The following is a 26,429-nucleotide window of genomic DNA, read 5'->3' on the forward strand; positions in this document are numbered from 1 at the left end:
AAACTCTCCATAAGAGAGTATGAGTAAGCTCATACTTTGTTGCTGGCATATCTGCTTGATATGTCCGAATCAGTTGTTCCGTTCGCCCGACGGGGCCGGGTTCCGGGAACAGTTTTATCAGCGTTTTGCTGTTCAGTTTTCAAGGTTCAGTTTGTTGCCGCTCGTTTTTGGCGACTTTATTAGTATAGCACCGCCAGCTGTCCGAGTCAACAACTTTTTTCATTCTTTTTTCTCGCGGCTGTGATCGGTTAAAATCACAACGTTGACTAATATACCATCGGGCAAACTTCCGTGCAAGCTCTTCTTGCATAGTCGGAATCTTACATTTACATACCGGTGTTGCCGTCGTGGCTGTTATCCAAAGTTTCAAGTTGCACTCTTCTGTTCAGCCCGCTTTTTCCTCCATCAAGATATGGATGAGCTGCACCCGGTCGACGAGCCGGACCCCGTTGCTATTGGCAAGTTCGGTCGCTGCCTTGGTGAATTGGCTGTTCGTTACGACCCACGCGGCATCCGCCTTATAATGCTGGCGGGCTGCAACGACCTCCTGGACGGCCCTGATGCCCACATTGTGTTTATATCTCTTCGCCTGGACCACGATGCGCTGGCCGCCGCGCTCCAGAATCAAGTCCGCCCCAAAATCATTCCGGTACGGCGTCTGCCTGACCCTGTATCCGCGTGCCTGATACCGCAGTCGAAGAAAGTCTTCAAATTGACTGCCGGTCATCTGGTCCACCTGCAAAATTCCCGAAGCGCTGAGCTTCCGTGCTTTCAGCAAAGATATCGCGAAGAGGGCCAGCAGGATCAGCGTCAAGCCTCCGACGAAAACGACTGCTGCCGTTGCCGGCGATGATGTGTTCAAATAAGTGTATCCGCCGGCAGCGAACAGCAATGCCGTCAGCGCGCCGGGCACCTGATCTTTCTTCTTCCTGGCCATCCAATCTCTCTTTTCTGATTAAGATCTGATCCCATTCGTATCTGTTTCGGGGATTTGGCAATTTAACAGATATAACAATTATTATCATTATAACCGGTCCTGGCTTCTCCGGACAGCCGCAATGATCGTTAAACGAAAACCAGCCGGCGGAATGCATTCCCGCCGGCCGGTTCGTCCAAACTCGATCTTATGATTTGTGTTCTATTCCCTTTTCCGAAAGTCGCCTTTGAATGGATTCCATCGTCGCTTCCCGGTTGAAGTAAAATTCGTTCCCGCGCAGTGACCGGAATTCCCAGCCGACCCGTTCAAGCGACTGCCGGCGCCGGAAACCCGAGAGAAAACGGTCCGCCCCCTGCCATTTGTCGCCTTCACATTCGATGGCCAGACGGTCTTTTTCCCCCTCGATGACAAAGTCGATCATGTAGCGGCCTACTTTCACCTTCGGCTTGACCCGGTATCCTTCACTTTCGAGTGTATGATATACATCCAGTTCAAATCGGGTCTCACACAAGCTTTCCGGATCGGCGAGGCGCTCTGTTTCCACCTCCGTCTGCATGCAATAGCCCAGCAGCCGGTAACGCAGATCCTCTATGTTCAGATCTTCCAGGCCGACCGAGTGATACAGGCGCATCTGGTTTCTAGCCCGGCTCGCCGCAACATTGATCCGTTGCTTGTCTGCCATGCCGGTGAGTGCCCAGAATCTGCGGTTCGGTGCCACGACCATTGACAGGAAGATGATATCCCGCTCGTCTCCCTGCAACGTGTACGGCGAACCACAGAGGATCCGCCGACGGACAAATTCACGATCTCCGATGGCATTTCGGATTTTTGTCTCCAGCATGCGGTGCTGTTTTTGTCCATGCAGTGAAATGACGCCGAATGTCTGTCCGTCATATTGCGCATCACTCACCATCCTGACAATATCCTGAACGATACGGTCGGCTTCGGGGATGTTCAGATCCTTCTGCAGTTCATCGTTTTCCCCGTCCTCCACTTCCACAGCCATCACCGGCCGGTGGAATCGCTCCTTCTCAAACGGCACCCGCATCGGTACCATTTCACCATCGTAGCTTAGCCTGTTGGAGAACTGGATGATCTGTTCAACGGAACGGAAATGTTCACGGAGCATGAGCTTGCCGCCTTTGGGGAACGTGGCTTCCGCCAGCTCGTAGAGAGATGTGTTTCCATCGAGCAGGCTGAAATTCGGCACGCCTTTCAGGAAACGCCGGCCGAGTTCGCGGACATCGTCGAATTTCACGCCGATCGCCTGGGGACTGATCTGTTCTTCATCTCCCACGACGATCGCTTTTTTTCCGCGCAGCAGGACATTCACCGAATAGATGTCGCATTGGCTGCTCTCATCGAAGATGATCACGTCGAACTTCTCATTGGTGGCCGGGAAATTCTCAAGCACCTGGTTGATCGGCATGATCCACACCGGTATGGCGCTCTGCGCGACCTTCATGTTGTCACGGGCCGTCTTTAGATAATACCTGGCATGTTTCCCTGTCCCCTTGCCGTACCGCTTGATGCTCGACTTCCATGCGGAAAGGGCATTCTTCTCCCGTTCCGTGATATTTTCGAGCAGATTGGCCCATGTGGAATTCTTGACGATGAGATTGATGAGGTCCGCCTGTTCCTTTTGTTCTTCGGCGATCTGCCTGCGGATCGATTCCGTATCCATATCCGCCGATGTATCCACCCATGTCTTCAGCATCCGCCAGCCGAAGGCCTCCTCCCAGTCTTCCGGAAACGGCTCCTCAACGCCGAGTCGCTCCTGAAGCCGGGCCGCTGTAAGTGGCAGCATGGCCGACAGCTTGGAGAGGAGCCCCTTCAACTCAAGTGCCTCCGCCTGTCGGGCATGCAGTTCTTCCAGGCGGGAAAGCAGCTCCGCATAAACCTCCTCATCCAGTATCTCGATTGCCCCGATCATCTGCCCGACGACCGGGTGCGCGTCTTCCCGTGAATTGCCTTCGCGCAGTTGCATTGCGAGGGAACGGATCGTTTCCTTCCACTCTTCAAATGCCGGATATTTGCGCGCAATGCGGACTTCCCGGAGCAGGCTGTTCTCCAGACGCTCCGGATCATAGAACGCTTCTTCATCCGTCCTCCTGGTGTACGGTGACTGCCTGAGTGATTCGATCTCTGTCGTGAGTGCAACGATTTTCTTGAAAACCGAAAGATTCTTTTCCATTTCATACGGGAAACGCCGGGCATCCGCGCTCATCTCCGACATCCCGGATTCCCGAGATGGCGCATTATAGATCCGGAGAAGCGTGTATCTGAGGTCCTGGTAGTCCACGAACTTCCGGAACACGTCGATGTCCCGTTGCGTGCGGATGGGATGTCCGTCCAGCCAGTCGTGCTGCCAGAGATATTTTGCTTTTCTTCCTTTGCCCATGAAAAACAACAGGCCCGGTTCCTTTCCGTCCTCCAGCTCATCCGCCAGAATGTCCAGATGGTCCCTCACTTCACTCACCGGGAACGGCGGAGGTGCAAGCCGGTGGCTGGCGAGCTCCGCATACAGCGAGGCGAGCGTGTCGTTCATCTCATCCATTTTCGCAAGCCAGTCGACCCAGCGCCGGGCCCGCTGGCCGCCCGCGGCGAGATCGCCGATCAGGACGGCGTGCTGTTCCAGATCGATCTCCCTCAGGCTCTCCACAGCCTGGCGGACCGTCTCCTCAAAATTCCGGAGAGATTCGGTGTCATCCGGCCATCCGTGCCGTTCAATGAGCATCCTGGCTTCCTCCTGGCCTTTTTCCAATACCGTTCGGTCATTGACGAGCCACTTCAACCGCTGAAGGGAAATGAGATCTTGCTGCGGATCAGGCAGCCACTGGTCCGCCAAGCCAAACCAGTCGGGGCCGATTTTGTTTTTCAAATTCCATAACTTGCGAAAATCCGTTTCTTCGAGCGGAAATTCTTCTTCCAGTGCAACCGGGTCGGGGATCCAGCCGGCATTTGCCGGAGATTCGGCGAGCCGTTTGGCTGTTTCGGGCTTTGTCAGGCGCTCGTCACGGTAATGGATCGCCGTCCCTTCCGCTTCCGCATACCCGCACAGCCTACGGAGCAATTCTTCTTCCCGTTCACGGCTGGCGATCAGTTCTTCCCTGTCCCGTCCGGCATGGCGCCTGAGCTGATCCGGGTCTAGTTCTCCGAGCTTCTCGCTGATCAGCCTGGTGGACGACTCGATGTCCTGCAGGGACTCCCGGCCGCCGCCAAGCACTGGAACACACAAGTCCCGGATGCCTTCCGGGATTTTGTTTTTCAGCACTTTTAGCGGGCTCTCCTTCTGACTCGTAATGAGCACTCTTTTTCCTTCCGACAGGAAATGGGAGACAAGATTTGCGATCGTATGCGTCTTTCCCGTCCCCGGTGGTCCCTGGATCGTCACGCCAAAGTGCCTTCGGATCCGTTTGACGATGTCTTTTTGCTGGTCGTTGGAAGGCAGCGGGAAATAAAGGATGTCATCCTCTTCGTCCGCTGTGCGCTCAATTTCCTGCTGGACAGGAGGATCCACTCCAAGGACCGACAGGACGGAAGGGGACAGGTTGACCGTGCCGTCTTCTATTCCGTTGATGATCTGGGCCAGGTCATCGCGGATGACCCTGGACTGCTTGGAACGGAGCATGAACAGCCCCTTCGGGTAGACGACCGGGAAGCCGGCCGGCTTTGCCATCTCGTCCGCCTCGGAATACCGGCCTCCTGCGTCCGCCAAATGTACGAATTCCTTCAGGAACTGAACGATCTCGGTTGGATCGTCGGGGGCAATTTCCGGAAGTCTCTCAATCAGCGACTGCACCTGGCCGGACTGCGGAAACGGAACGCCAAGGAAAGGTTCCTGCTCGAACTCAAACATGTCCTCAACCGGCTTGGCATGGATGATGCCGTTCTCTGCATCCAGTGACAGCTCCAGCTTCATCGAAAGGACCGGCGTACGGATCGTGCCAACCGACGGATCCGGATGATGCCAGACGATCAGCCCTTGCCCCAGCACAAACTCAAGGCTCTCCCCTTCGTTTTCAAACCGCGTCAGCAGATTGAAGAACGTTTCATACAACTGCATCGCGGTTTCTTTGGCCTGAAGATTAACGGACCATTCCGCCCACTCCTGCTGCCAGCGTTCGTATGCCTTCACCCGGTCGGCATTCTGGACAAACGAATGTGACCGGCTAATTCCTTCATTGTTTTTTTCGACCTTTTGTTCCAGCGGCTTCGGGAATGATGACAACCCAACCGCCCCGATCCCTAGCCAGCCATCCAAAATGCGGGGCGCTGCAGGAGCCATCCGCTCTTCAGCCGAAATCCTCGGACGCCGGATTTCCAGCACTGCTCCCTTTTCAGAAACTCCATCCAGTACCCGGCAATCAAAGCCGGCCATGATGTCATCCACAAACCAAACTGCATCATGCTCCCGGTAATCCCGCTTGATCTTTCCTGTCAGCATATTCAATGAACGGAGGTACTCGAAAAAGTTAATCGCTTTCTCCTGACCCGCGAGTTGAACCATCTATATCGGCCGCCTTTCGCCCTGTTGAAGAGGCTTGGTAAGTGAGGAAGTAATCTGTCTATACTATAAGAGGAAACGGAAGCGCTCGACAAGACCGGCACCCCAAAAGGCCAAAGTCCAAGAGAAGCTGTATCTTGATGTTTCCATTGAATTTAAAAGCCATCCCTCAAAACATAAATTGATCGCTATAATTGAATTGTTCACACACCTATCGATGGGTCTTCATGCTCCATGCCTGAAAAGGGCGTATGTCTCCAATCGATCCTATACCCACTTGGACAAATGCACCTGTCACAGTGCGTATACTGACAATGAATAGATCCATTACAGGAGTGATCATCATACCGGGATGTGCAGTTCTGCTTTGCAGGCTGCTGTTGGGGATTGTGTTCTTTGGGGCGGGGATCAACGGATATCTCGTCATTTTCGGAATTGAGCCGTTCATCACAGACCTTAAAAGAGAAAGGCGCCTCCGTGCAATGCGGAGGCGCCTGATCTCATTTTCCCGGATTCCGGTCATTCTTCTACGCCGGAGGTCATCTCTTCGTCCATGATCATCGCCGTGATTTTGACGACACTGCTGCCATTGATGAATACTTCATTGCCGGTCATCGGTTCGTTGAAGCTCACCCATTTCTCTCCCTGGAAAAGTCCGGTGATCAACTTTTCCTTCAGCGCTTCCACACCGGATTCACCGATGGGGAACGTATAGACCAGGCTGCTGCCGTCTGTAAAGGAATAACTGACCCGGTATTTCTGGTTCATTCATCCGACCTCCGCTTCAAATGTAAAGAATGGATTCTTCCGGTTTTCGCCGCTCCGCCGTTCTTCCGATGAATATATTCCGACCGGCGGAGCGATCCGGATCACTGACCCAGTTCATACTTCACGTTTTCCAGCTTGACGATCTTGTTTTCCTCGGTCATATTTTTAAGGATTTCAGAACCTTCGGATGTCACGTCGATTGTGAAGGGAATGGCATGGGCTGGCTGGATGCTGCCGGTTTCCCCTTCGGTAAGCTCAACATGTTCCTTGTCCAGCACAAGCTTTTGCTCACCGTTCTCTTCAATGCCGAGTGTGTAGTCAAATTCTATATTCCGGATCGGCTGATCAAGCCGGTTGATGCCGAAAAACAGCAACGAATTGCCGCCGGACTGTGTCGGCACGAGATTGAGGGCATGGACACTGAAATCTTCAGGCACTCCGAGGCCGGGATTGGCTTCCAGAAGGCTTGAAAGCTGTTGGTACATTTCGTTTTCCTCGGTCAGTCCATTCTCCTCATCCGCTTTCAGCACCTGGATCTGCAGTGCGGGCTCGTTTTCGTTTTGCGGCACTTTGGCTCCTTTTTCTGTTTGAACCTCTTTCCCGTTCCCGGTGCTGCATCCCGCAATCAGGGAAAGCGAAAGGGTCAAAGCCATCAGTCGTCTCTTCATGTTGTACCTCCCGGAGGCAGTTTCGCATACACGATCCACTCTATCTTTTCACGTTTGTCCAGTCTGGCCACCATCGTAATCATTCGGGTTCCCCTCTACTGGATCACCTTACAATGAAGCCCCGTCAAGTCCCGTCTCTTTGATGTATTCCTTTTTGTAAGTCGGATAAACAACTCTCCAGAGTGACCCGGCGATCGTCAAGACGGCCATCGAGAAGACCGGCAACAACAGAAGGTACAAGTAGTATGGGCTGCTCGTGAAACTCAGATAAAGCCCGCCGAAGACGCCGACCAGGGCAAAAAGCACGGTCACGTAGCAAATAGCCACATAAGTGACGAAAAAAACCGCACTGAAGCAGAAGAGCCCGAACATTTTCGTGCCCTCTTTTTTGCCTCCGCCTTGGCGAATGGCTTTCCAGTTATGTTTTGTTTCCGAGGCACTGTCCTTGATGATCTCCCGTTGTTTTTTGAATGCATTCAACGGCCGGGCGCCTCCTTCATTTCAAAATTGATCGTATGTATAGATACCGGTCGAACCGGGCTTTTGTCAGTGTACCATATCCGGGAAAACTACAGAGGGAAAGCCGGAATGCGGCTTTCCCTCCTTCGTTAAACAGCTGAGAACCGTTTGAAAAACGCCAGTGTCTCCTCGATGATCTTGCCCTGGTCGTTGTCCAGCGTGGCAACGTGATAGCTGTCGTGCATCCGGCTCAATTCTTTGATTTCCGATGAAATGCCGGCTTCGATCATGTCCGCATTATCTGGCGGAACGACATGATCCTCGTCGGATACAAAAATGAGTGCCGGGCAGGCGACACTGTCCAGATCCGCTTTGACTTCTTCCATCAGGGCAAGAATTTCCTTCACCGACTTGACCGGCGTCTGATCGTAGGCGAGCTCGGTGACGTCTGTTTTTTTGATGTCCGAGCCGATCGCTTCGAGAAAACGGACATCCTGCAGTTCATGGACCTGCTTCATCGATGGAATGTCGACGGCGGCATTGATCAGGGCGATGGCCCGGATATCCGGATGCTTTTGGGCCATGTAGAGCGTCAGCGTGCCGCCCATCGAAAGGCCGGTCATGAAGATGGTATCGCAGCGCTCCCTGAGCCATTCGTAGCCGTCCTCCACCGATCGGATCCAGTCGTGACGGCTGGACCGCTCCATGTCTTCCGGATGGGTGCCGTGGCCGGTCAGCCGAGGCCCGTACACCGTGTAGCCGGCTGCGCCATAAGCGTCGCCGAGCGGCCGCATGCTCTGCGTCGTGCCGGTGAATCCGTGCGAGATGAGGATACCGGTGCGGCCGCCTTCAATGCTGAACGGTTCTGCGCCTTCAAGGATCGGGTAATGCTCTTCCATTGTTTTGCCTCCTCCAAAATGCATGTCTTTTTTTACATTTCGGGAAAGATGGCCGGGTTTCCTTCATTTTGAACAAGGAGAACGACCCGGTTCGTCATCAGTCGGACGTCCGGGCTTTTTGCCGTTCCTTCAGATCCTCGAACAGCTTTTCGATGGACCCGGTCCCCACATTTTTGTATTTTGCCAGGATGACGAGTTCCTGAGGAAGCTGCCCCGCACGCCGGATCCCGCTTTCATGCAGCTGCCGGGTGAATCCCGGGGTGAGTGACGGAAAGTTTTCTTTCGTCAGTTCCGCACCGGCAAGACTTTCGGTGACGGTCACCCAGTCCGCCCGGTGGAACAGGAACAATTCTCCCGGACGATCAAGCCGGATTTTCCGACGGGCCTTTTCTTCTGCAATGAACTCGCCCAGCTCATCAAACAGCTGCTCGTCGTGTTTTTCATTGTACCGGGTGACGGCATGGTGGAGGCCGTCCAGGTCGGCGGGCAGCTCACTCATGATCCGGGCTTCTTCCGCTCCGCCAAGCTTGACGAGGAACCGGACGGATTTCTCGAAACGCTGCGGCAGCAGGAAGGCATCCCGCAGAAAATACGGGATATCAAGCGACCGGCCGCGGTATCGGATGCGCCGGACGGTCGTGTAGCCCGGAGGCTCGGGCGGAGTTTCTTCTTCGACGGCAACCGCTGCCTCTGCCTCCGCTTCCGCTCCCATCGTCTCATCTGCCCCACCGACCTGCAGGAGAAGGAGCGATTCCAGCCGCTCGAGCCGTGCTTCCAGTTCAGGCAGCTCGAATGATTGCTGGGCAGGCGGCGAAGGGTCCCGGTATTCAGGAAACTCGAAGGACGGATCCCCATATACCTCGGTGTACCATTTCAGGACGATGTAAATCGCTTCCCATGACTTGAGGGCTTCTGACGCACGGAACCCTCTCGTCTCGTGTGCCGCCAGGTTTCCGCTTCGGCGGATGAGTTCCAATGCGTCCTTCACTTCATGGATCAGCAGGCCCTGCCGGTCGACTTCGTCAAGCCGGTCTTTCAGCGTCATATATGGCGGGTCTTGCATCCGCTCTTCCCGCATGACGAGCTTCAATACGGATTCGACAAGAACCCGTGCGTGAGTCAGCATCGTCCGGGGATTTGTGTATACGCTTTGCTCAAGCTCATTTGCAACGAGAGCCAGCTGCTTGTGTTTGAGGAATGAGTAAAAATGGTGGTCAGTCATGATGGATTCCCCTTTTACATTCTTTCTACCATTTTAGCATGAGCCCGCTCATGAAGCGTGCGGGTTTATCTGAGAAAAGTTTTCCGGTCCGGTATCCGGCATTCGGCAATCTGTGTCATACTAAGCTAACAAAGATCGTTGAAGAAATTCAGGAGGGTTAACAGATGTCTACCGAGGAGAAAGACCGGATTCAGCTGCTGGAAGAGAGACTGGAACGACTGGATGAGCATGATCGGATGGCTGCGGCGGAGGAGATTTTCGCGGCCGTGAACGAACTTTTCGGATTCGACTACCACCGGATTCCGGTCCTGCTCGAATACAGGGCTGATTTATCGAATTGCAGGATTTTGGCGGCAGAGCTTGAGAAACTCCCGGCACTGACCGGGGAGCATGTCCGTCCGCTGCTGCTCAAAATGTTCGGGACGAACCTGGACGGCATCGTGGCAATCGAGAAAGCGCCGATTTCGATCCGTTCAAAAGACAATTGGGTGAAGCGTCACGAGGGGGATCTCGTGTTGATCGCCGGCGGCTACCGGGACCTCGACGTCGTCGTATCTCCGACCGAGGCATTCGTCACCGTGACCGGCTGCGAACGGTTGCCGGACGAACTGATCCGCCGACTGGAACAGATCGGATACGTCGAACGGGACGGCCACGCCTATCATGAAGAGCCGGACGGACAGCCGATCCCCGTAGAATTCAAGACGGAGACCATCATGGCGATCACCCGGTACTTTGAAGAATTTCCGTTTACGGACCAGTGAACAAACAAAAAGCCCGGGGCGCGACCGGCCCCGGACTCAGACTGCAGACAATGTCAGTGTACCGACGCTTGTCTGCAGTTTTTCCTTTCCTGAAATGATTAGCCGCTTGACCGGGAAGCAGTTGAATCGGCCCGGCGGTCGGTTGTTCAGGAATGTCCACTGAAATGACAAATCAGCCAGGAGCAATTTCCTGGATACGGTTTGTCTGCATTCAGAAGCAGCCATCCCGGCTGCTTCTGAATGTATCAAGATTATCGGATCATTTTTTCGGCGCCAGATCAACCGACTGGCGAATCGCTTCCATCAGACTTTTCTCATCGGCAATACCGGTCCCTGCAATATCGAATGCCGTGCCATGGTCCACACTCGTCCGGACAATCGGCAATCCGACCGTGATGTTGACGCCTGCATCCAGTCCGAGGACTTTCACCGGGCCGTGACCCTGGTCATGGTACATGGCAACGACAATATCAAAGTCTCCGCGGACGGCGCGGAAGAAGAGGGTGTCCGCCGGAAGCGGACCGACGACGTCGATGCCTTCCGCTTGGGCGCGTTCGACACCCGGAATGACTTTTTCTTCTTCTTCGCCGTATCCAAACAGCCCGTTTTCCCCGGCGTGCGGGTTGATGCCGCAGACGGCGATTTTCGGGTTCTCCAGCCCTGAACGGCGGAGGGTCTCATGAGCCAATTGGATGACTCGGTACACCCTTTCCGGATTGATCATGTTGATGGCGTCCACAATGCCGACATGCGTGGTGACATGGATGACGCGCAGGTTAGGCGCCGACAGCATCATGGAGTACTCTTCGGTTCCGGTCAGGTCTGCCAGGATTTCGGTGTGGCCCGGGTATAGATGGCCCCCTTTTTGAAGGGCTTCCTTGTTGAGCGGTGCCGTGCAGATTGCGGAGATCTTCCCGTCCATGGCCAGCCGGATCGCCGTGGCCAGATATTCGAAAGCCGCATGGCCCGCTTCCGGTGACACTTGACCTACCGGAAGATCAGCGGGCAGCAGATCCAAATCGAGGCAGTACACAGTTCCGCTGTCTTCAGGCAGGCCCTCGAGCTCGTCCTCTGTGATGGCCCGAACGGGAATTTCACTTCCCACAAAGGATTTGGCTCGTTCCAGCATTGCGATGTCACCGATGACGACCGGCCGGCAGATGTCGTGCATCTCCGGATGCCGAAGGCTTTTCAGGATAATTTCCGGCCCTACGCCGGCAGCGTCCCCCATCGTGATCCCAATAATCGGTTTTTCCGAATTCACTTTACTCATCCTTTCCTGTTACCAAGCGAAGGGCATGCGCGAGGGAAGACGGGTTGCCAAAGCCGCCCGCTTTCGTGACAGCCCAGTAATCGCCTTCCGCTCCTCTCAACCGCCCAAACGGCAATCCCGGTTCCACTTCATCAATCAATTGCATCCGATCGAGTCCAAGCCGGTTGCATACGGTTTTCGCCGTATCTCCCCCGGTCAGGATCAGTGCATCAGTCTCCGGATGATTCCGAATCAGTTCTTGGGCTGTCCTGCCCAAACCTTCTGCTATTCTTTCCCCGATCTGCTGCTTGTCCAATCCGAGAGCCTCTCCTGCCTGCAGTGCAGATTTGCGTTGATCTTCACCTGATCCGACAAACAGCACGATGTGTTTGCCTGGCGGGCAGTCCATATCTGCCTTGAAGTCTTTTCTCCGAACAAACTTTGCAGGATCCGCTTCGATCATATGGATGTCTGCCTGCGACCGCAATTCTTCCAGTTGAAGGCGGGTCGCATCGGACAGGCTGCCCGAAACGACCAACACTTTTTCTGCTGCCGGCTTTTGCGACGCCGGACGGTGCCCGGATGTGAGTTTCAAGGCATCCGGAAGCGGTTCGGCCAGTCCGCCTGAGCCCGCCCAGACAATATTGGCATTCGTCATCGCGAACCCTTCCGCAATCAGCTTCAAATCCTCATCCGTTTCGGCATCGCAGACAATCCAGGTCTGCCCTTTGCAGGCAGCGGCTTCCGCAAAATCTGCAATGTGCCCGGTTCCCTGCCGCACCTGTTCCAGCGGGAGAAGCACAACCCGTCCTCTGGCCACCTTTTCGAACAGTGACGGCAGATGCCCTTCCGTAACCGGTGTCTTCGGATCTTTCGCAAATTCCGTATCCGTAATCAGCTTGCCGTTCACATAATGGTTTCCGTCACGCGTGGTCCTGTTCAGTTTCGGAAAAGCGGGAGCGATGACCAGGATGTCGGGCTTGCATACCGCTTCCATGGCGGCCAGCTCTTCCGACACATTCCCCCTCATCGTGGAATCCAGCTTTTTATAGAAATGAGTCACGCCCATCTCCTTCAGCAGGCGGGCAGCCCGGCCTACTTTATCCGAAGCCGTCCCGGGAGCGGCAGAGCGGCTGTCGGTGTCCAGGATAACGGCATCGGCAAGGATCTCGCGTGCTTCGGTATCTTCCTTTAAGAGCACCGTGGAGCGCAGCCCTTTTTTTGCCAGTTGCACGCCACTGTCATTCGCGCCGGTCAGATCATCTGCAATGATTCCAAACTTGTTCCTCAACAATGATCCTCCTCAACCTTGCATTTTGACGAGGTCGCCCTCTTCAACGCGATAGCCTTTCTTCTCCAATCGCTTCACCAGGAAGCCCATGTAGAGCGGCAGCAGAATGGCTGTCGTCACGACGGATGCCGCCACCTGCACAGTGGCGAGCTCGACAAACGGGGCGAAGCTGGCATTGGCAGCGGCGATCGCCGCCGGAGTGGCAACCGCGTTGCCCGCCGTGGATCCTTCAGCTGCTCCCACAAGCGGATTCCACTTGAACGCCTTGAAGATGAAATAGCCGGCAGTCCCGGTCACAAATACCGTAAGAAGACCGAGGATAATCCCGGTCAGGCCGCCTTCGATGATCGCTTTAAAGTCGATTCCCATACCGAGTGCAAATGCGAAGAATGGAATCAGCATCGAACTTCCCTTATCCAAGAACACACGCATCTCTTCGTCCAGGTTTCCGAGAATCATACCGATCAGGATCGGCAACAGAACAGCCACAAACGATACAATCGAGAACATTCCGTCGACAAAGCCCATCGTTCCGAAGATGGCCAGGGCCACCATCGTGAAGAACGGCCCATCATTCAGTGCGAGCAGCGAGTAGGCCGCCCGGTCTTCTTTGTTTCCGTACTGGCCGACGAGCGCCATATAGAGGCCTCCGTTGCTGTTGGTCATGGCGGCGATGATGGCAATCGGCGCGAGTCCGAGCCAGAGGCCGTTCGAATCCGCCAGCATATAGGCAATAAGACCGACCGCAGCACCGACGATCCACTTTGTCGCAAGCAGTGTCGCCCCTTTGCCGACAGAGACCCCGAATGAACGTAAGTTGATCTGTGCACCCGTACAGAACAGGAACAGTGCGATCAATGTAGGGGCCCCATCCACAAACAGCGCCTCTGTAAAGTTTCCAATCCGCAGCAGGTCCGGAGCCAGCGTGTTGATGGTTGCCGCGAGCAGAAGCGGCACGACCATCATTCCGCCGGGAATACGTTCCAGCGTTGCCTTGATCCTCATTTGTTTTCCCCCTTATCTATCCTCAATCCATAAGCGATTTGCAATCGTTTGCAAAATCATCTTAATCAATTAGAGTGCAAAATGCAACGGTAATTCCATGAAGAAAACGGCGCGCTGAATAAATAGTTGCATAAAGCAACACATCCATCAACAAAAAAGGAGCTGATTCTCTTTTAGAGTCTCAGCTTCCTCCATAGCGTTGTCCGGTTGATCCCCAGTCGTTTCGCAGTTTTCGTTTGATTTCCTTGTTCTTCCTCGAGTATCCGCTCAATGATGGTTCTCTCGATTTCTTCCAGCGTACCTGTCAGTAAAGGGTCGGGATGGCTATTCTCAAACTCTGGTTCCCGGGGGATCAGACACTCGAGGTCCGCCGAACTCATCACGGCTCCTTCCGAGTTGCGCACCGCTTTCCGGATGACTTGGGTGAGCTCGATTCCGTTTCCCGGCCACGGATAAGAAGACAGCCGCTCTTCAGCGTCCTCTCCGATCCTGACAACGGGTGATCCTTCATCCTGATGGAATCTGGCCACACACCATGCCGCCAATGCCCGGATGTCCTCGCTTCTCTCCCGAAGGGGGGGAAGGTTCAGGCAGACCGCTTCACCGTAGGCTTGGTAGAAACGGAACTCCGGCTCAGCAGCCAGGATGACTGTCAATCCCTTTTCCAGCCATTCGTCGACCCTTTCCGCCAGCCCTGCATGCTGATCAGCAGTCAATATATCCAATCGGGTCAGACAGACCGTCCGGATGTCCCGATCCAATGGAGACTGAATGAGCGCTTCCTCGGCAGGAACGGTCAACATCAGTCCCTCATCCTGGTGCTTTCGATAATGGATATGTGCAGCCAAGGCCGATCTTCCCGTCCCTCGCTCACCCAGGATCACCCACAACCGCTTCCCGATCCGTTCTTCAATTTCTCCCATCAACTTTTGCATGGCGTCACTTTCCGCAATAATGACCGGGGGATGGTGCACAGTCTGGTATTCCGCTTGTGATGGATGCTCCCTGAGTTTCTCAAACAGCAAAAGGGTCCCATCCTCCCCTTCACTGTGAAATGGTTTCGATGTGACTTTCATGGTCCCGTACTCCGTCTCTGCCAAGCGGACTGACACGGAAGAAGCCAGCGATCCATAACCGGCACCGGCAGACGGACCGGAAACAGGCACCTGTCCGCCTGACCAGACCGGCTCTCCCGCTTCATTCAGAATGACGGCCCCATCCGCCTGATGGGCCATTGCGGACCGGAACATCGCCAGTTCCCGCTTCGCTCCCGAAAGAAGCCTTTGAATGTCTTTCGCCCGCTCATAGGCATCCAGAATGGACTCCGCTCCGGACTGGATCAGGATGCTTTCGAGCCCCATCCCAGTGGCTGAATTGACCGTCACCACATCCCCCATGACCAGACGGATCCCCTGTTCTTTGAGACGGCCAATGATCCCGGTCACTTCGGATTCATCCTCGACAGTATGCAATTCAATCTTCAGACCAAGAAGATCCACAATGACCCGTGCACCGGCTGTGATGCCCGAGAAGCCCACGATCGCCTTTCTGCCGGGATACCCTTCGGCAACGGTCACCGCCCGCAGCACATCATATCCGGAAATGTGAATATCAATCACCGGAAGTGAAGTCCGGGACTTCAGCAGTTTTGCAGTGCCGCCGCGGCTGACAATGACATCCGCTCCGGCCGCTTCCGCTTCCTTCAGTACCGGGAGGGCAGCACCGAGGTTGCCTTCCCGGATTTCCACGGTCATTCCCTGCATCCTTGCGATACTGCCGTGAATCACGCTTTTCATCGCGGGATACGGTGCAATCCAATAACTTTTTATGTTCATTTTTCTCACCCGCTTTCATCGTAACATGTTGGCAAAGAATGCGCGCTGATCGTTCAAGTTTCCATGAAAATGACAAACCGGACCTGGAATGAATCCGGATCCGGTTGCTACAAACTGAGTTCAGGGCTGGCCGCAACCCCGAGCTTTCTGCGTGCGTTTTGACGAGTGGCCCTGTTTCCATGGCCACCCTATTAACAGACTGGAAACATCTGCATGTCCATGCCGAACATTCCGTGATTCATCAATGCCGGCCTGGTTTGCGCGTACGGTTCATTCTCCGAATCCGGAAAGGAATTTCACCCGGTCACCCATCGGAGGCGGATTGTCGTCGACCAGCACTATCTCAAGGAGCGACGGTCCGTCCTGTTGCATGAGCCGTTCAACCGTCTCACGGTCAAGCTCATCGATCGATTCGACCCGTGCACTCGGAATATCCATCGCTTCAGCCATGGCCGCTATGCTGAACGGCTTCGTCGAAAAAGTGGTATGGGTGCGCTTGAACTGCAGGTTATGCCCGTGATACACAAGTCCGAGTCGGGCGTTGTTCATGACGATGAACAAGAGCGGAATATTGTATTCCTTTGCCGTGAGAATTTCCATGCCGTGCATGTAGAAGCACCCGTCTCCGGTGACCGTAACGGTCGGCCGCTCCGGGTCGGCAAGCTTGGCTGCAATGCCGGTGGAAAGCCCGCTTCCCATCGCACCAAAATGGACATTGATATCGAATGCATCGTTTGAGAGGACGCTCATGTCATGGATGACGTAGGCTTCCGTTTCCGTAATGTCAATCGCCCAGCGCGTTTTTTCCGGCAGCAGGCTCTGAAGCTTCAGCATGACATTTTTCGTCGTGAACTCCTCACCCGCCTGCAGCGGTGCTGCATTATACGGGGTTTTCACCGGTTTTGGCGAAGCACCGAGCTGCTTCAGTTCGCGGATGAATTTCGGCAATACTTCGTGCAGGTCGCCGATTACCGTAAGATCGGCTGGGTACTTTCGGTCAAATACCGTTTCATCGATGTCTGCATGGATCACGAAGCGGTCTTTCGCCAAATTCGCATTATAGTTGCTCGTCGCAGTTTCCCCGAGACTGGATCCAAGAACGACAAGCGTCTCGAAATCGCCCTCCTGGACGAGTTTGGTCGTAGATTCATGTCCCGCGAATCCGTAGACACCGGCAAAGTGGGGATGCGAGTCCTTGAACAGACCCTTGGCAACCGGCGTGCAAACGACCGGCCAGCCGAGCAGTTCGGAGAGCATCATCACTTCCGGGACCATGCCCCGGACGCCCTGGCCGGCAAACAGGATGCCGGATTTGCGGCGCTTCATCTCCTGGGCCGCCGCCTTCACCGCAGCGGTGTCGGTTTCCGGCGGATTGAACGTGACCGGATCTTCCGGGAACGCAGGGTCGATCATCCCCATCTGGACGTTGAGCGGCATTGCGATATGTACGGGACCCGGGACACCGTCCATGGCGATCCGCACCGCCTTGTCGATCTCGCCCACGAGGTCCTCTGCCCGTTCGACGCGTTTTGAATACTTTGTGACCGGTGCGAACAACGGGGAGACGTCCAGTTCCTGCGATGAATTAAAGCCGACAGTGCTCATCGGCACTGCGCCCGTCAGGAACAGCACCGGCAAATGTTCGCGCATTGCATTCGCTGCGCCCGTCAGAAGATTGGTCGCCCCCGGTCCGCTTGAACCGGCAGCCACAGCGATCGTCTTCGAATATTTGGCGTATGCCGCCGCCATATAGCCGGCCGCTCCCTCATGCTTCGTGATGATCGGAACGATATCCGGATAGTCGTTCAGCCCGTCATAGATCACGTTCAGGCTGCCGGCCGGAATGCCGAATATTTTATCCACACCTATTTTTCGGAAATACTCCAGAACTGCAATCCCTGCTTTCATTTCAACATCCCCTTTTCGTTTTTTAGAAACTCCTTTTCAAGCTGCCTGGCGGGAATCGGCGGACTGAAAAAGTAGCCTTGCATGAGCGTGCATTTCCTCGTGGCCAGATAATCGGCCTGGGGCTTCGTTTCGACCCCCTCGGCGATGACCTTCATCCCGAGGTTTCCGGCCATCGTGATGATCGTGTCCGTCAGTGCCCGGTCATCATCGTCATCCATCAGGTCACGGATGAACGAGCGGTCGATCTTCAGTGTGCTGACGGGGAACTTCTGCAGATAACCGAGAGACGAATAACCCGTTCCGAAATCGTCGATGGCCAGATGGACACCGAGCTTTTTCAGGCGGTGCATCGTCTCGATGGCGAGCTCCGAATCCCGCATAAGCTGGTTCTCGGTCAGTTCAAGATGGAAAGTGCCGGGCGGTATGCCGGTCTCCTCAAGCACCCGCTCGACGACTGACACCAGATCGTCTTGTTCAAACTGCGCAGCGGACAGGTTCACTGCCATGCTGATCGGCGGATATCCAGCATCCAGCCATTTTTTCAGCTGGCCTGCCGCTTCCCGCATGACCCACTCCCCGATCGGGACGATCAGCCCCGTCTGCTCTGCGAGCGGGATGAAAATGCCCGGCGGGACGAGGCCTTCCACCGGATGGTTCCAGCGGATGAGTGCTTCCACACCGGTCAGCCTGCCGGAACAGTAGTCGATCTGCGGCTGGTAGAACAAGACAAATTCATCCCGCTCGAGCGCTCGGTACAGTGCGTTCTCATATTTCACGTTCTCCACCGTGCGGCGGCCCATACCCTCATGATAGAAGTGGAAGCTTCCCCCTGCGACTTCCTTCGACCGGTACATCGCTGTGTCCGCTTTTCGGATGAGCGCCTCTGCATCCGCCCCGTCATCCGGATAGACCGCGATGCCGATGGAATTCTTGATGAAGATTTCATGGCCCTCCAGCTGGATCGGTTCGGCAAACGCCTCATTCACCCGGTCGACCACTTGGATCACTTCTTCTTTTGCTTTCACGTCCAGGAGGATGATCATGAACTCATCCCCGCCCTGCCTGGATACGATGCCATTGTCCGGAATTGATTTGCTGAGCCGGATGGCCACTTCTTTGAGGAGAAGATCGCCGAAGCTATGACCGAACGTATCGTTGATCAGCTTGAAACGGTCGAGGTCGAGAAACAGGACTGCGAGCTTTTCGTCGTTCAGTTCCGCATTCGTCAACGCATTATCCAGCCGGTCCCGCAACAGCAACCGGTTCGGCAGGTCTGTCAGGTTGTCATAGTAAGCGTAGTACTTGATCTCATCCTCGAGCTGACGGCGTTCGGTGATATCTTTGAAGATGACAACCTGGCCGAACACCTCATCGCCCTCCTGGATGAGCGAAAGATCATATTCGACCGGAAAACCAACGCCGTCCCTCCTGTAAAACAGATCTGTCAGCACAAACGGTTTATTGCCGGGACCTACCGCGCAGCCGTCCGTCTTCGCCGGGTCTCCCCAGAAGATCTGACCGCACGGCATCCCGATGATGTCTTCTTCCCTCTCGTATCCGAGCATCTTGAGTCCCGCCGGGTTGCAGAATGTCATGCCGCCCTGGAGGTCCAGTCCGAATATCCCCTCGCCGGCGGAATTGAGGATGAGTTCTTTTTCCCTGGACAGATTCTCCAGTTCGGTGACCACACGTTCAAGCTGCTGGTTTTTCTCCCGAACTTCCGATGTCCGCTCTTCGATGATGACTTCCTGCTTGTCCATATAAAGCAAATTTGACAAGGTCGATGCGGTTGAATCCACGACTGACTGCGCAAGCTGCTGGACGGATTTCGGGTACTTGATGACTTCGTCGCTGAGGTTCGGAACCGCAATGAAACCGAGCACTTCGTTCATGGCCACGAGGGGAAAGACGGACAGCCCCCGTATACCGAACGCTCTTGTAACTTCCGGATCCGGCCGGCTGTCTTTCGTCACATCCGGGATGAAGATCGGCTTCCTCGTTTGCACCACCTCCTGATAGACCCGGTCGGACAAAATGTCTTCGACTGTCATCGTGTGCGTTTCAAGCCATTCTTCTTCATTCCAGCTGCTGTTTTTGGACAGCTTGGCCGGCTTGATCCTCCTGCCTGCAAGCGGGTCGAGCAAGTGGATGCCGGCATTATCGTTCTTTAGGACTTCCCCGATAAACTTGAAGCAGATGTCGACCGCGTCCTGCATATTCTCACAGCGCGACAGCTCCCGGTTCACATCGAGGAGAAACTGCTTTTCCTGCAGGAGGTCCTCTTTTCTGTGCAGATCATTCGCGTTACGGATGGCGACCGCCGCCATATTGACGAAAGCCTCGACCGTTTCCCGCTGCTCGCTCGTGATGTTCATCGGTTGTCCATAGTTGAAAAGGAACACGAGGCCGAACAGTTCATCGCCGAACGAAATCGGCAGGACGAGCAGCGACCTGATCTCAAACGAATCCACAGCCCAATCGCTCGGCCGCTCATCGGAAGCGGTGTCCGGGATATAGACCGGCCTGTTTGTGGCGATGACTTCCTTCACGAGTGCATCTTTTTCCGGATCGATCAAATGCATATCGATCGTCATGCCGTTCATCAGTTCCGGCTTGCCGGTATAGCCGCGGAAAGTACCGTCTTCCTGCGGAAGGTAGATGCCGACCGAGTCACACTGAAACACTTCCTCGGAAATTGCCTCCGTCACGGCTTCCAGCATTTCCTTCAATTGAAGTTTAGTATTGATGAGCCTCGTAAGATTGGCAAGCTGCCGATATCTTGTGTGGTCCTTCATGGCTTCACATCCTTTATGTACAGGTCCCGTTCCCATTTCTTTACCCCAACCCGACTCTCTTTAGCCGCATGCGTCCGGTAAAATGAAGAATCCCGCAGTCCGGCATGCGGATGCAGGATTCTCCTGTATGAGGGCGGCCTTTCGTGCACGCGGGAGGAGGCTCACTGTCCGGGCTCATTCTTCTTCGTCGTGAAACGCTTCCTCCAGGCGGTGGCGGAATTCCTCCGCTGCACTGTATCCCTGCATCCGCAAATACCAGTTGTTTGCTGCGGCCTCGATCAGGCCCGCTACATCCCGACCGGGCTGCAGCTGGATCTGGATATGCGGAATGCTGACACCCATGTATTCTTTGTACTTCATGTCGACTTCCAGCTCATTGTTGAGCGCATCCTTTTGCCATTCGATGAGCTCAATGTCGAGTGTCAGCCTGGTCTCTTCCTGGAAAGACGTGCGTCCGTACATCCGAACCACGTTGAGCAGCCCCACGCTCCGGAGGGCGAGGAATTCTTTGTTGCTGCCGTCATGGGTGCCCAGAAGGGTCTGAGGGCTCAGTTTGCGGATGACGACAATGTCATCGCTCACAAGGCGGTGTCCCCGCCCGATGAGCGTATGGGCCGTCTCGCTTTTTCCGACACCTGATTTGCCGCGGAGCAGCACGCCGATTCCGGAAACATTCACGCATACGCCGTGGATGGCGATTTCTTCGGCCAGGTTCTTCACAAGGAATCCATTCAGCTTTTGGACGAATTCGGTCATCGAATCCGGTGTCCGGAGAACCGGGATGCGGGCTTCCCCGCAATAAGTGAGCAAACCGTCCGGCTCTTCCTGGTTCGAGGTGATGATGACACACGGCGGATCGTAGGTGACCATGTTTCCGATCCGGTGCCGGGCCTCGTCTTCGTCCAGCGTGTGCAGGTAGCTGATTTCATTCCGTCCGAGGATCTGGACATGGCCGGTGGCGATGAAATCGAAATGATTGAGAAACTCAAGACCCGGCCGCCGGACCTGGGCTTTGTCGATCGTTCGGTGCAATTCATCTTTACCGGCAAGCACCTCGAGCGAGAAGGCATTCTGGATCTGTTTGACCATTACATTTTTGTTCTCCATCGTTCTCTCCGAATCCGGGAAATCCCATGTCATTTAGTCGACCCGCAGCCATCCGGAGACAGTGCGGGCCCTGCTGATTCTATTATACAGTGAACCGCGTCGAATGAAAGCGGTTAGAATGAACGTACGTCATTCTTCGAGAAGTGCCCCTGTATCCACTGTCCACTTCTCGAGGGAGTGAGCATCAATCGCATGGATGTGGCCGCCGGGCGGCGGAAATTCCGGTACGTAGACCAGTTCATACACCGGGGCCCCTCCGTCGTTTTCATTTCTGGCACGCACCGGGCGCATCCGGATATTGGACATATAAAGCGCCTTGGCCGCACTCATATCAATAGGAGGCTCACTCGTCAGGGCTTCACCGTCAAAGTCGATGCTGCCGGACGCCTGGTATCGCACTACCCGGCCAGTTTGCGCGTCGATGTCTATTTCCACACACTCATCTTCGATCTGCAATTCGCCGTGAAACCGGTCAAATATAAACTGATAACCTTCCACTTTTATCTCCCCGTCGGTCTCTCCGTAGAGTTCCGGCTCCTCTTTCCGGAGCTGGAACAGACTGCGGGCATCCGGAAACTCGCCAAACAGGATGGCCAATGCCGTTTCATAGGCCTCTTTTCTTCCTGCGGGTCCTGAATCCTTGCCCGGCACAGGGAAGCCGACGGCGCTGCGGATCCGGTTCGTCCGGGGATCGGAGATCAATTTGACCGCATGTTCCACCGGCTCTTCGGGATCATATAGACGCATGGTTTCTTTAAGAGGTTCCGCGCTCCCGCTATATATTTCAAAGCTCATGTCATCCAGCATTTCTTCATGGATCCGCTTCATCCCGCCGATTCCCATTGCCTCTTCGACACGGACCGGATTCACATGTGAATGGTCCAGCTTTTCGAATTCCGGCAGAAAATAACCCATTTCTTCCGCCAATGAAAAGACCGTTCCGTCCATCTTCACTTCATCGGGCGTGCCGGTGAGAAAATCGTAGATCAGGTGGAAATCATCGTCCCCGTCCACGTAGATTTCCGAATCATAGCGGCTGATCTTGAGGTCACCGTTCAGGTTGGCCATGAACAGATCGAGTGCCGCCTCCGGAGAAATGGCTTCCTCCTCGTTGACGAGAATGAGCGGCCCGAGATGGTTGGTCATATCAAGGAGCCGTCCGTCCTTCCAGAAGGAGAAGCTCACCCCCGAATTCGGCAGTTCAATCCCGTCCATGTCCTTTCGCACGAAATCGACAGAGTAGATCGAGTCCAGGTCCACGACGGAAGAGAAGGCCAGCGTGTTGGCGTCGTCAGAGAACACCGCCCGGATGAACTGCTCCGAGATTTTCCGGATCATATGCGGTGCGAGCGTCACGACCGGCGCAAACTCCGTCGCCCGAAAACACGAGAAAAAGCGGAGTTCCCCGTCCCCGTCAAGCACCATTTCTGCAATCGTCTCACCGGAACTTCTCCGGACCAGCATGCAGCTGCCCGGATCATCCTCCAACGTCTCCAACTCAATATCGTCAATCCGGACTCCTTCCATATAAGGAAGAAGCTTTTTGACCCAATGGTTTAACGTTTCCATTTCCATCCTTGGCTGCACCCCTTCAAAACGTATCATTGCCACATGTCTACCCAAAACTCGGTTGTTTGACCCTTTTGATCAGTGTATGCGGAATCGCGGCCGGAAAACCGGTGCGGAACACTCCTTCGGGGCGGTGACGCGAAAAAGCCGGAACCTTTCAAAGTAAGGCCCGGCTTCAGGAACTGGCATTGTTTTCGGCTTTCTCATGTTCCGGCTCCGGTGATTTACGGAGGCGGTCGAAGTAATTCGTGTAGACGGAATGGCCCGAGTAAGTGAGGCACAAATATTCCTGTGCACGGGTCATCGCGATGTAAAGCAGCGAAGCCTCCCGTTCGGGGTCTTTCTCCAACGGAAGCGGCATATTGTCGATGTTCACGACGAAGACCGCCCGGAAATCCAGGCCTTTGCTGCTGTCGATCGTGCTGATCGTCACTTTCTCTCCGTCCCGGTCGTAATTCCGCTTGGAATCCGGTGATTCGGCGAGCCAGTAAAACGGCAGGCCTTCCGTTTCCAGTGCACGCACCAGCTCTGCGACATAGTCGGTTGAACCCCATCTTCGCACCCGGTAGAGGATGAGCATGCCGGACAGCGGAATGCTCCGCTGCGTATGGAGCAGCCGGATCTGTCTGGCCACGAATGCCGCTTCCTGGCCGAAGTTCTTGGCACGGATGAGACCCGGTGCGTATCCTTTTCGCTTTGAACTGAGCGGTGCGATGATTTCTCCGTCAAGTTGTTTGCCGACAACTCCCCTAACCTCCGAGTGCGCTCTGTAGAAATCCCATGCAAACGACACAATTTGCTCTGTGTTCCGGTAATTGATGTTCAGCACTTTTGAGCGGCCGCGGAAATCGAATCCCGTGTCCTGAATGTAAGACCGCTTACGCTTATAGATCGATTGAGCCCGATCTTCCACGAGGAGAAATGATTTTGTCTCCGGGTTGAGCAGGCGGCTGACGAGGGTGAACCATTCCGGCTCAAAATCCTGGCCCTCGTCGATCAGGATGGCGTCGTACCGTTTCAGTATGGCCTCTTTGCGATTGAGCTTTCCAATATAATAGGAAATCTGTTCTTCTTTTATTTTCAGGTCGAATTTCAGCCATTCATGGAAATTGCGGACTTCAATATTCCCGGTATCCGGCAGGTTCCGTTCTTTCTCCCCTTCAGAGAAATCAAAATCAAAAAGGCTGTCCGGTTCGTTTACCATGCGCCGGACCATCGCTGCAATCGTCCTGGAGAGGGAGATGTTGTAGCATAGGATCAGAATCTTCCAATCAGGATGCTCTTTCATGAGCAGCTTCGCCCGGCTCGCAAGGATGAGTGTCTTCCCGCTTCCGGCAACACCCCGGATAAGCCGGTTTTTGTCACCGATCTGCTTGGCCAAACTTTCCTGATGGAGGTCCATCGCCTTTATATCTTTAAGCGACAGGAGCATCTGATCTTGATGAACGGCAGGTTCGCGGTATTCGGCACTGATCCGGACTTCAGGGAACAGGTGATAGCGAATGGCATCAATCTCCCGGCGTCCAAGCGGGTCACGCAGAGGGAAAGCCATCCCCGCGATGCTGTATATTTTCTCGATGAACAGCTCTTCCGAAAAATTCGGATGATCCGGATCGATTTCATCCCTCACGAAGGTCTGGCATGGTTCAAGCACCCGGTCCAGTCCAAGCCGGAGCAGGTCGTCTGTATGCATCCTGGTCAGGACGGTCCCGTAGCCGCAAGGGAACTTGAGCCGGTTTTCGTACTTCCCCTCCGCATGGACCAGCCCCGCATCCCGTTCCAGTGCTTCTTTGATGAGGAACATATATTTCCGTGCCTGGAGCATCGGACTCGGGACAATCCGGCGTCCGTCCTGGGAGGTGAGCAGTGTCCATTGATCCGGGTTGAGTTCATGGAGTGTGCTTTTGGTATAGTCTTTGACTTCCAGGACAAGAAGTCCGAAGTCCGGGCCGATAATGACGAAATCCGGCCGCCTTCCCCGGATTTCCGGTTCGTAATATACGATGACATCGTCGGGCAGCACTGTTTTCATCGTTCTGAACAAGAGTCGTTCTCCCGCCGTTGCCGAAGTCCGGATCGACTCCGGAATCATGAAGGCCATGTCTCTCACTTTCCCTTCCCATCAACTTCCTTCCATTATACAGCATATCCCCTATTAATTCGCCATAATTTTCCGATAGGTGCAAGGATACCCCAATCAATTTAAGCTCCTGACGGCAATCCGCGCCTTCGATGTCCGTAAAAAATACCGGAAATGACGTTTACCTCTTCAGGAAACGGATATAAAATAAGCACGGCGTTGAATCGGAAGCCGGATACACCCTAGACGATGCAACGAGAGATGGCTTCCGGACGGCGCTGCCAGCAGGGACATCCGGTTTTCCGCAGACGGACTCCTTGAATGATTTCTCCACCAACGACTCCATACTGAGCAGCCCGGATGAAACCGGCTGCGTATTTTAACCCCTGATACAAAAAAAACAGTTCCCCGCCCTCTACCGGGCCGGGAACTGTTTTTTTATGCGGTCGCGCTGCCGTTCAGTTCAGTCATTTTGCCGACAAGTCCGGCAAGTTTCTTTTCGTATGTGCCGAGAGACTGGGCAGCAATCGGATTGAACTTGGCAGGTTCGACGAAGCGATGCATCGCATTGAGCATTTCTGCATTTTCCCATGCCGTTTTCTCAAACACCAGATTGCGTTCCTCTTCGCCAATCAGCATTTGAAGAATCGCTGGATCACGGTATTGCGCCTGTACCGGGATTCCCCGCTTCGAATTAAAAACTTCTATGGAACGGGCAACAGAATCGAGCAAAGCGTTACGGTCAATCGCGTGCCCCAATTCATGCAATGTGATGGCCGTGACGTAAGCATCCAGATCGACGGGGACCTTCTGCTCGGATACGGCCTGGACAATTCTGTCCGGGTCGAACGTGACATAGTCATGGATGAAATCATATGTCATGTTGGTGCCGCAGCGGTCCACCTTTATTTCCAAACCGAAACCGGTGCGTTTCAAGACACGCCGGATGATAAATCTGATTTTCTCTTCCACTTTCCCTTTTTCGCCCCACTGTTTTTTGTTATCAGACTGCCGGACACCGGCAGTTCCCTCTCTCTGTATCGAATGATAACTGGACGGTAAACGTTCATTCATTCTTTACACCCTCATTTTATCATTATATTAATATAGAATCCACTTCTTGGCAAAATGTCTATTTCCAAAGAATTCTCCGAATATAGACGGATATTATTTTACGTAGAATATAAATAATTAAAGAGATCAGTCGAGTGTGTGTCTTACGGAGCCAGGCATTCGACCGTCTATTACATAATGATTACAATTGTTTCGATTATTACGGTTCTTCTCCACTTGTTTATAATTACGAGAAGGGGAAATACAGAGGGTGAGGCTGAAAGAGCTTCTAGCCAAAAACTTTCGAGGA

Annotated in this window: 18 protein-coding genes; 1 reads left to right on the top strand and 17 read right to left on the bottom strand. The window is 54.3% G+C overall.

The window, feature by feature from the left end; all coding sequences use genetic code 11:
• Positions 1 to 385: 385 nt before the first annotated feature.
• The 7 genes from B0B07_RS00005 to B0B07_RS00040 all read right to left on the bottom strand — a co-directional run bounded on the left by B0B07_RS00005 (position 386) and on the right by B0B07_RS00040 (position 9,460).
• A complete protein-coding gene (locus B0B07_RS00005; RefSeq protein WP_076756336.1) occupies positions 386 to 937 on the bottom strand; it encodes a restriction endonuclease in 552 nt (183 codons plus the stop codon).
• Positions 938 to 1,124: 187 nt separating this feature from the next.
• Positions 1,125 to 5,447: an AAA domain-containing protein gene (locus B0B07_RS00010; RefSeq protein WP_076756337.1), complete on the bottom strand. Its 4,323-nt coding sequence runs from the start codon at positions 5,445 to 5,447 to the stop codon at positions 1,125 to 1,127.
• Positions 5,448 to 5,963: 516 nt separating this feature from the next.
• Positions 5,964 to 6,212: a hypothetical protein gene (locus B0B07_RS00020; protein WP_076756339.1), complete on the bottom strand. Its 249-nt coding sequence runs from the start codon at positions 6,210 to 6,212 to the stop codon at positions 5,964 to 5,966.
• Between the two features lie 101 nt (positions 6,213 to 6,313).
• Positions 6,314 to 6,880: a hypothetical protein gene (locus B0B07_RS00025; protein WP_076756340.1), complete on the bottom strand. Its 567-nt coding sequence runs from the start codon at positions 6,878 to 6,880 to the stop codon at positions 6,314 to 6,316.
• A 108-nt stretch (positions 6,881 to 6,988) separates the two neighbouring features.
• Complete coding sequence (locus tag B0B07_RS00030; RefSeq protein WP_076756341.1) at positions 6,989 to 7,360, bottom strand: hypothetical protein; 372 nt, start codon at positions 7,358 to 7,360, stop codon at positions 6,989 to 6,991.
• A 128-nt stretch (positions 7,361 to 7,488) separates the two neighbouring features.
• On the bottom strand, positions 7,489 to 8,238 hold the full coding sequence (locus tag B0B07_RS00035) for an alpha/beta hydrolase (protein ID WP_076756342.1): 750 nt from the start codon (positions 8,236 to 8,238) through the stop codon (positions 7,489 to 7,491).
• Positions 8,239 to 8,335: 97 nt separating this feature from the next.
• Positions 8,336 to 9,460, bottom strand: a complete 1,125-nt coding sequence (locus B0B07_RS00040) for a DUF4145 domain-containing protein (protein WP_076756343.1) — start codon at positions 9,458 to 9,460, stop codon at positions 8,336 to 8,338.
• Between the two features lie 164 nt (positions 9,461 to 9,624).
• Between B0B07_RS00040 and B0B07_RS00045 the strand changes: the two genes are divergently transcribed.
• Entirely contained in the window at positions 9,625 to 10,224 is a 600-nt protein-coding gene (locus B0B07_RS00045; protein ID WP_076756344.1) for a hypothetical protein, read from the top strand.
• A gap of 259 nt (positions 10,225 to 10,483) precedes the next feature.
• On the opposite strand, the gene pdxA is transcribed toward B0B07_RS00045, so the two are convergent.
• The 10 genes from pdxA to B0B07_RS00095 form a co-directional block, all read right to left on the bottom strand.
• A complete protein-coding gene (pdxA, locus tag B0B07_RS00050; protein ID WP_234982220.1) occupies positions 10,484 to 11,497 on the bottom strand; it encodes a 4-hydroxythreonine-4-phosphate dehydrogenase PdxA in 1,014 nt (337 codons plus the stop codon).
• Positions 11,490 to 12,767, bottom strand: a complete 1,278-nt coding sequence (locus B0B07_RS00055) for a four-carbon acid sugar kinase family protein (RefSeq protein WP_076756346.1) — start codon at positions 12,765 to 12,767, stop codon at positions 11,490 to 11,492. The genes pdxA and B0B07_RS00055 overlap by 8 nt, the downstream gene beginning before the upstream one ends.
• Positions 12,768 to 12,779: 12 nt before the next feature.
• On the bottom strand, positions 12,780 to 13,772 hold the full coding sequence (locus tag B0B07_RS00060) for a 2-keto-3-deoxygluconate permease (RefSeq protein WP_076756347.1): 993 nt from the start codon (positions 13,770 to 13,772) through the stop codon (positions 12,780 to 12,782).
• Between the two features lie 173 nt (positions 13,773 to 13,945).
• Positions 13,946 to 15,526, bottom strand: coding sequence for a sigma-54-dependent Fis family transcriptional regulator (locus tag B0B07_RS00065; protein WP_159438405.1), 1,581 nt, complete (start codon positions 15,524 to 15,526; stop codon positions 13,946 to 13,948).
• Between the two features lie 351 nt (positions 15,527 to 15,877).
• On the bottom strand, positions 15,878 to 17,515 hold the full coding sequence (locus tag B0B07_RS00070; protein ID WP_076756349.1) for a thiamine pyrophosphate-binding protein: 1,638 nt from the start codon (positions 17,513 to 17,515) through the stop codon (positions 15,878 to 15,880).
• Positions 17,512 to 20,310, bottom strand: a complete 2,799-nt coding sequence (locus B0B07_RS00075) for a sensor domain-containing phosphodiesterase (RefSeq protein WP_076756350.1) — start codon at positions 20,308 to 20,310, stop codon at positions 17,512 to 17,514. The genes B0B07_RS00070 and B0B07_RS00075 overlap by 4 nt, the downstream gene beginning before the upstream one ends.
• Before the next feature lie 174 nt (positions 20,311 to 20,484).
• Positions 20,485 to 21,417 carry an HPr(Ser) kinase/phosphatase gene (hprK, locus tag B0B07_RS00080; RefSeq protein ID WP_076757430.1) on the bottom strand — a complete coding sequence of 311 codons (933 nt, stop codon included), beginning with the start codon at positions 21,415 to 21,417 and terminating at the stop codon, positions 20,485 to 20,487.
• A 129-nt stretch (positions 21,418 to 21,546) separates the two neighbouring features.
• Positions 21,547 to 22,992 (bottom strand): YcdB/YcdC domain-containing protein, encoded by a 1,446-nt coding sequence (locus B0B07_RS00085; protein ID WP_076756351.1) that lies wholly within the window; start codon positions 22,990 to 22,992, stop codon positions 21,547 to 21,549.
• A 169-nt stretch (positions 22,993 to 23,161) separates the two neighbouring features.
• Positions 23,162 to 25,087 (bottom strand): 3'-5' exonuclease, encoded by a 1,926-nt coding sequence (locus B0B07_RS00090; RefSeq protein ID WP_076756352.1) that lies wholly within the window; start codon positions 25,085 to 25,087, stop codon positions 23,162 to 23,164.
• 417 nt (positions 25,088 to 25,504) lie between these two features.
• Positions 25,505 to 26,140: a hypothetical protein gene (locus B0B07_RS00095; protein WP_076756353.1), complete on the bottom strand. Its 636-nt coding sequence runs from the start codon at positions 26,138 to 26,140 to the stop codon at positions 25,505 to 25,507.
• Positions 26,141 to 26,429: the final 289 nt, after the last annotated feature.

The sequence above is a fragment of the Edaphobacillus lindanitolerans genome, assembly GCF_900156305.1.
GTDB classification, from domain to species: domain Bacteria; phylum Bacillota; class Bacilli; order Bacillales_A; family Planococcaceae; genus Bhargavaea; species Bhargavaea lindanitolerans.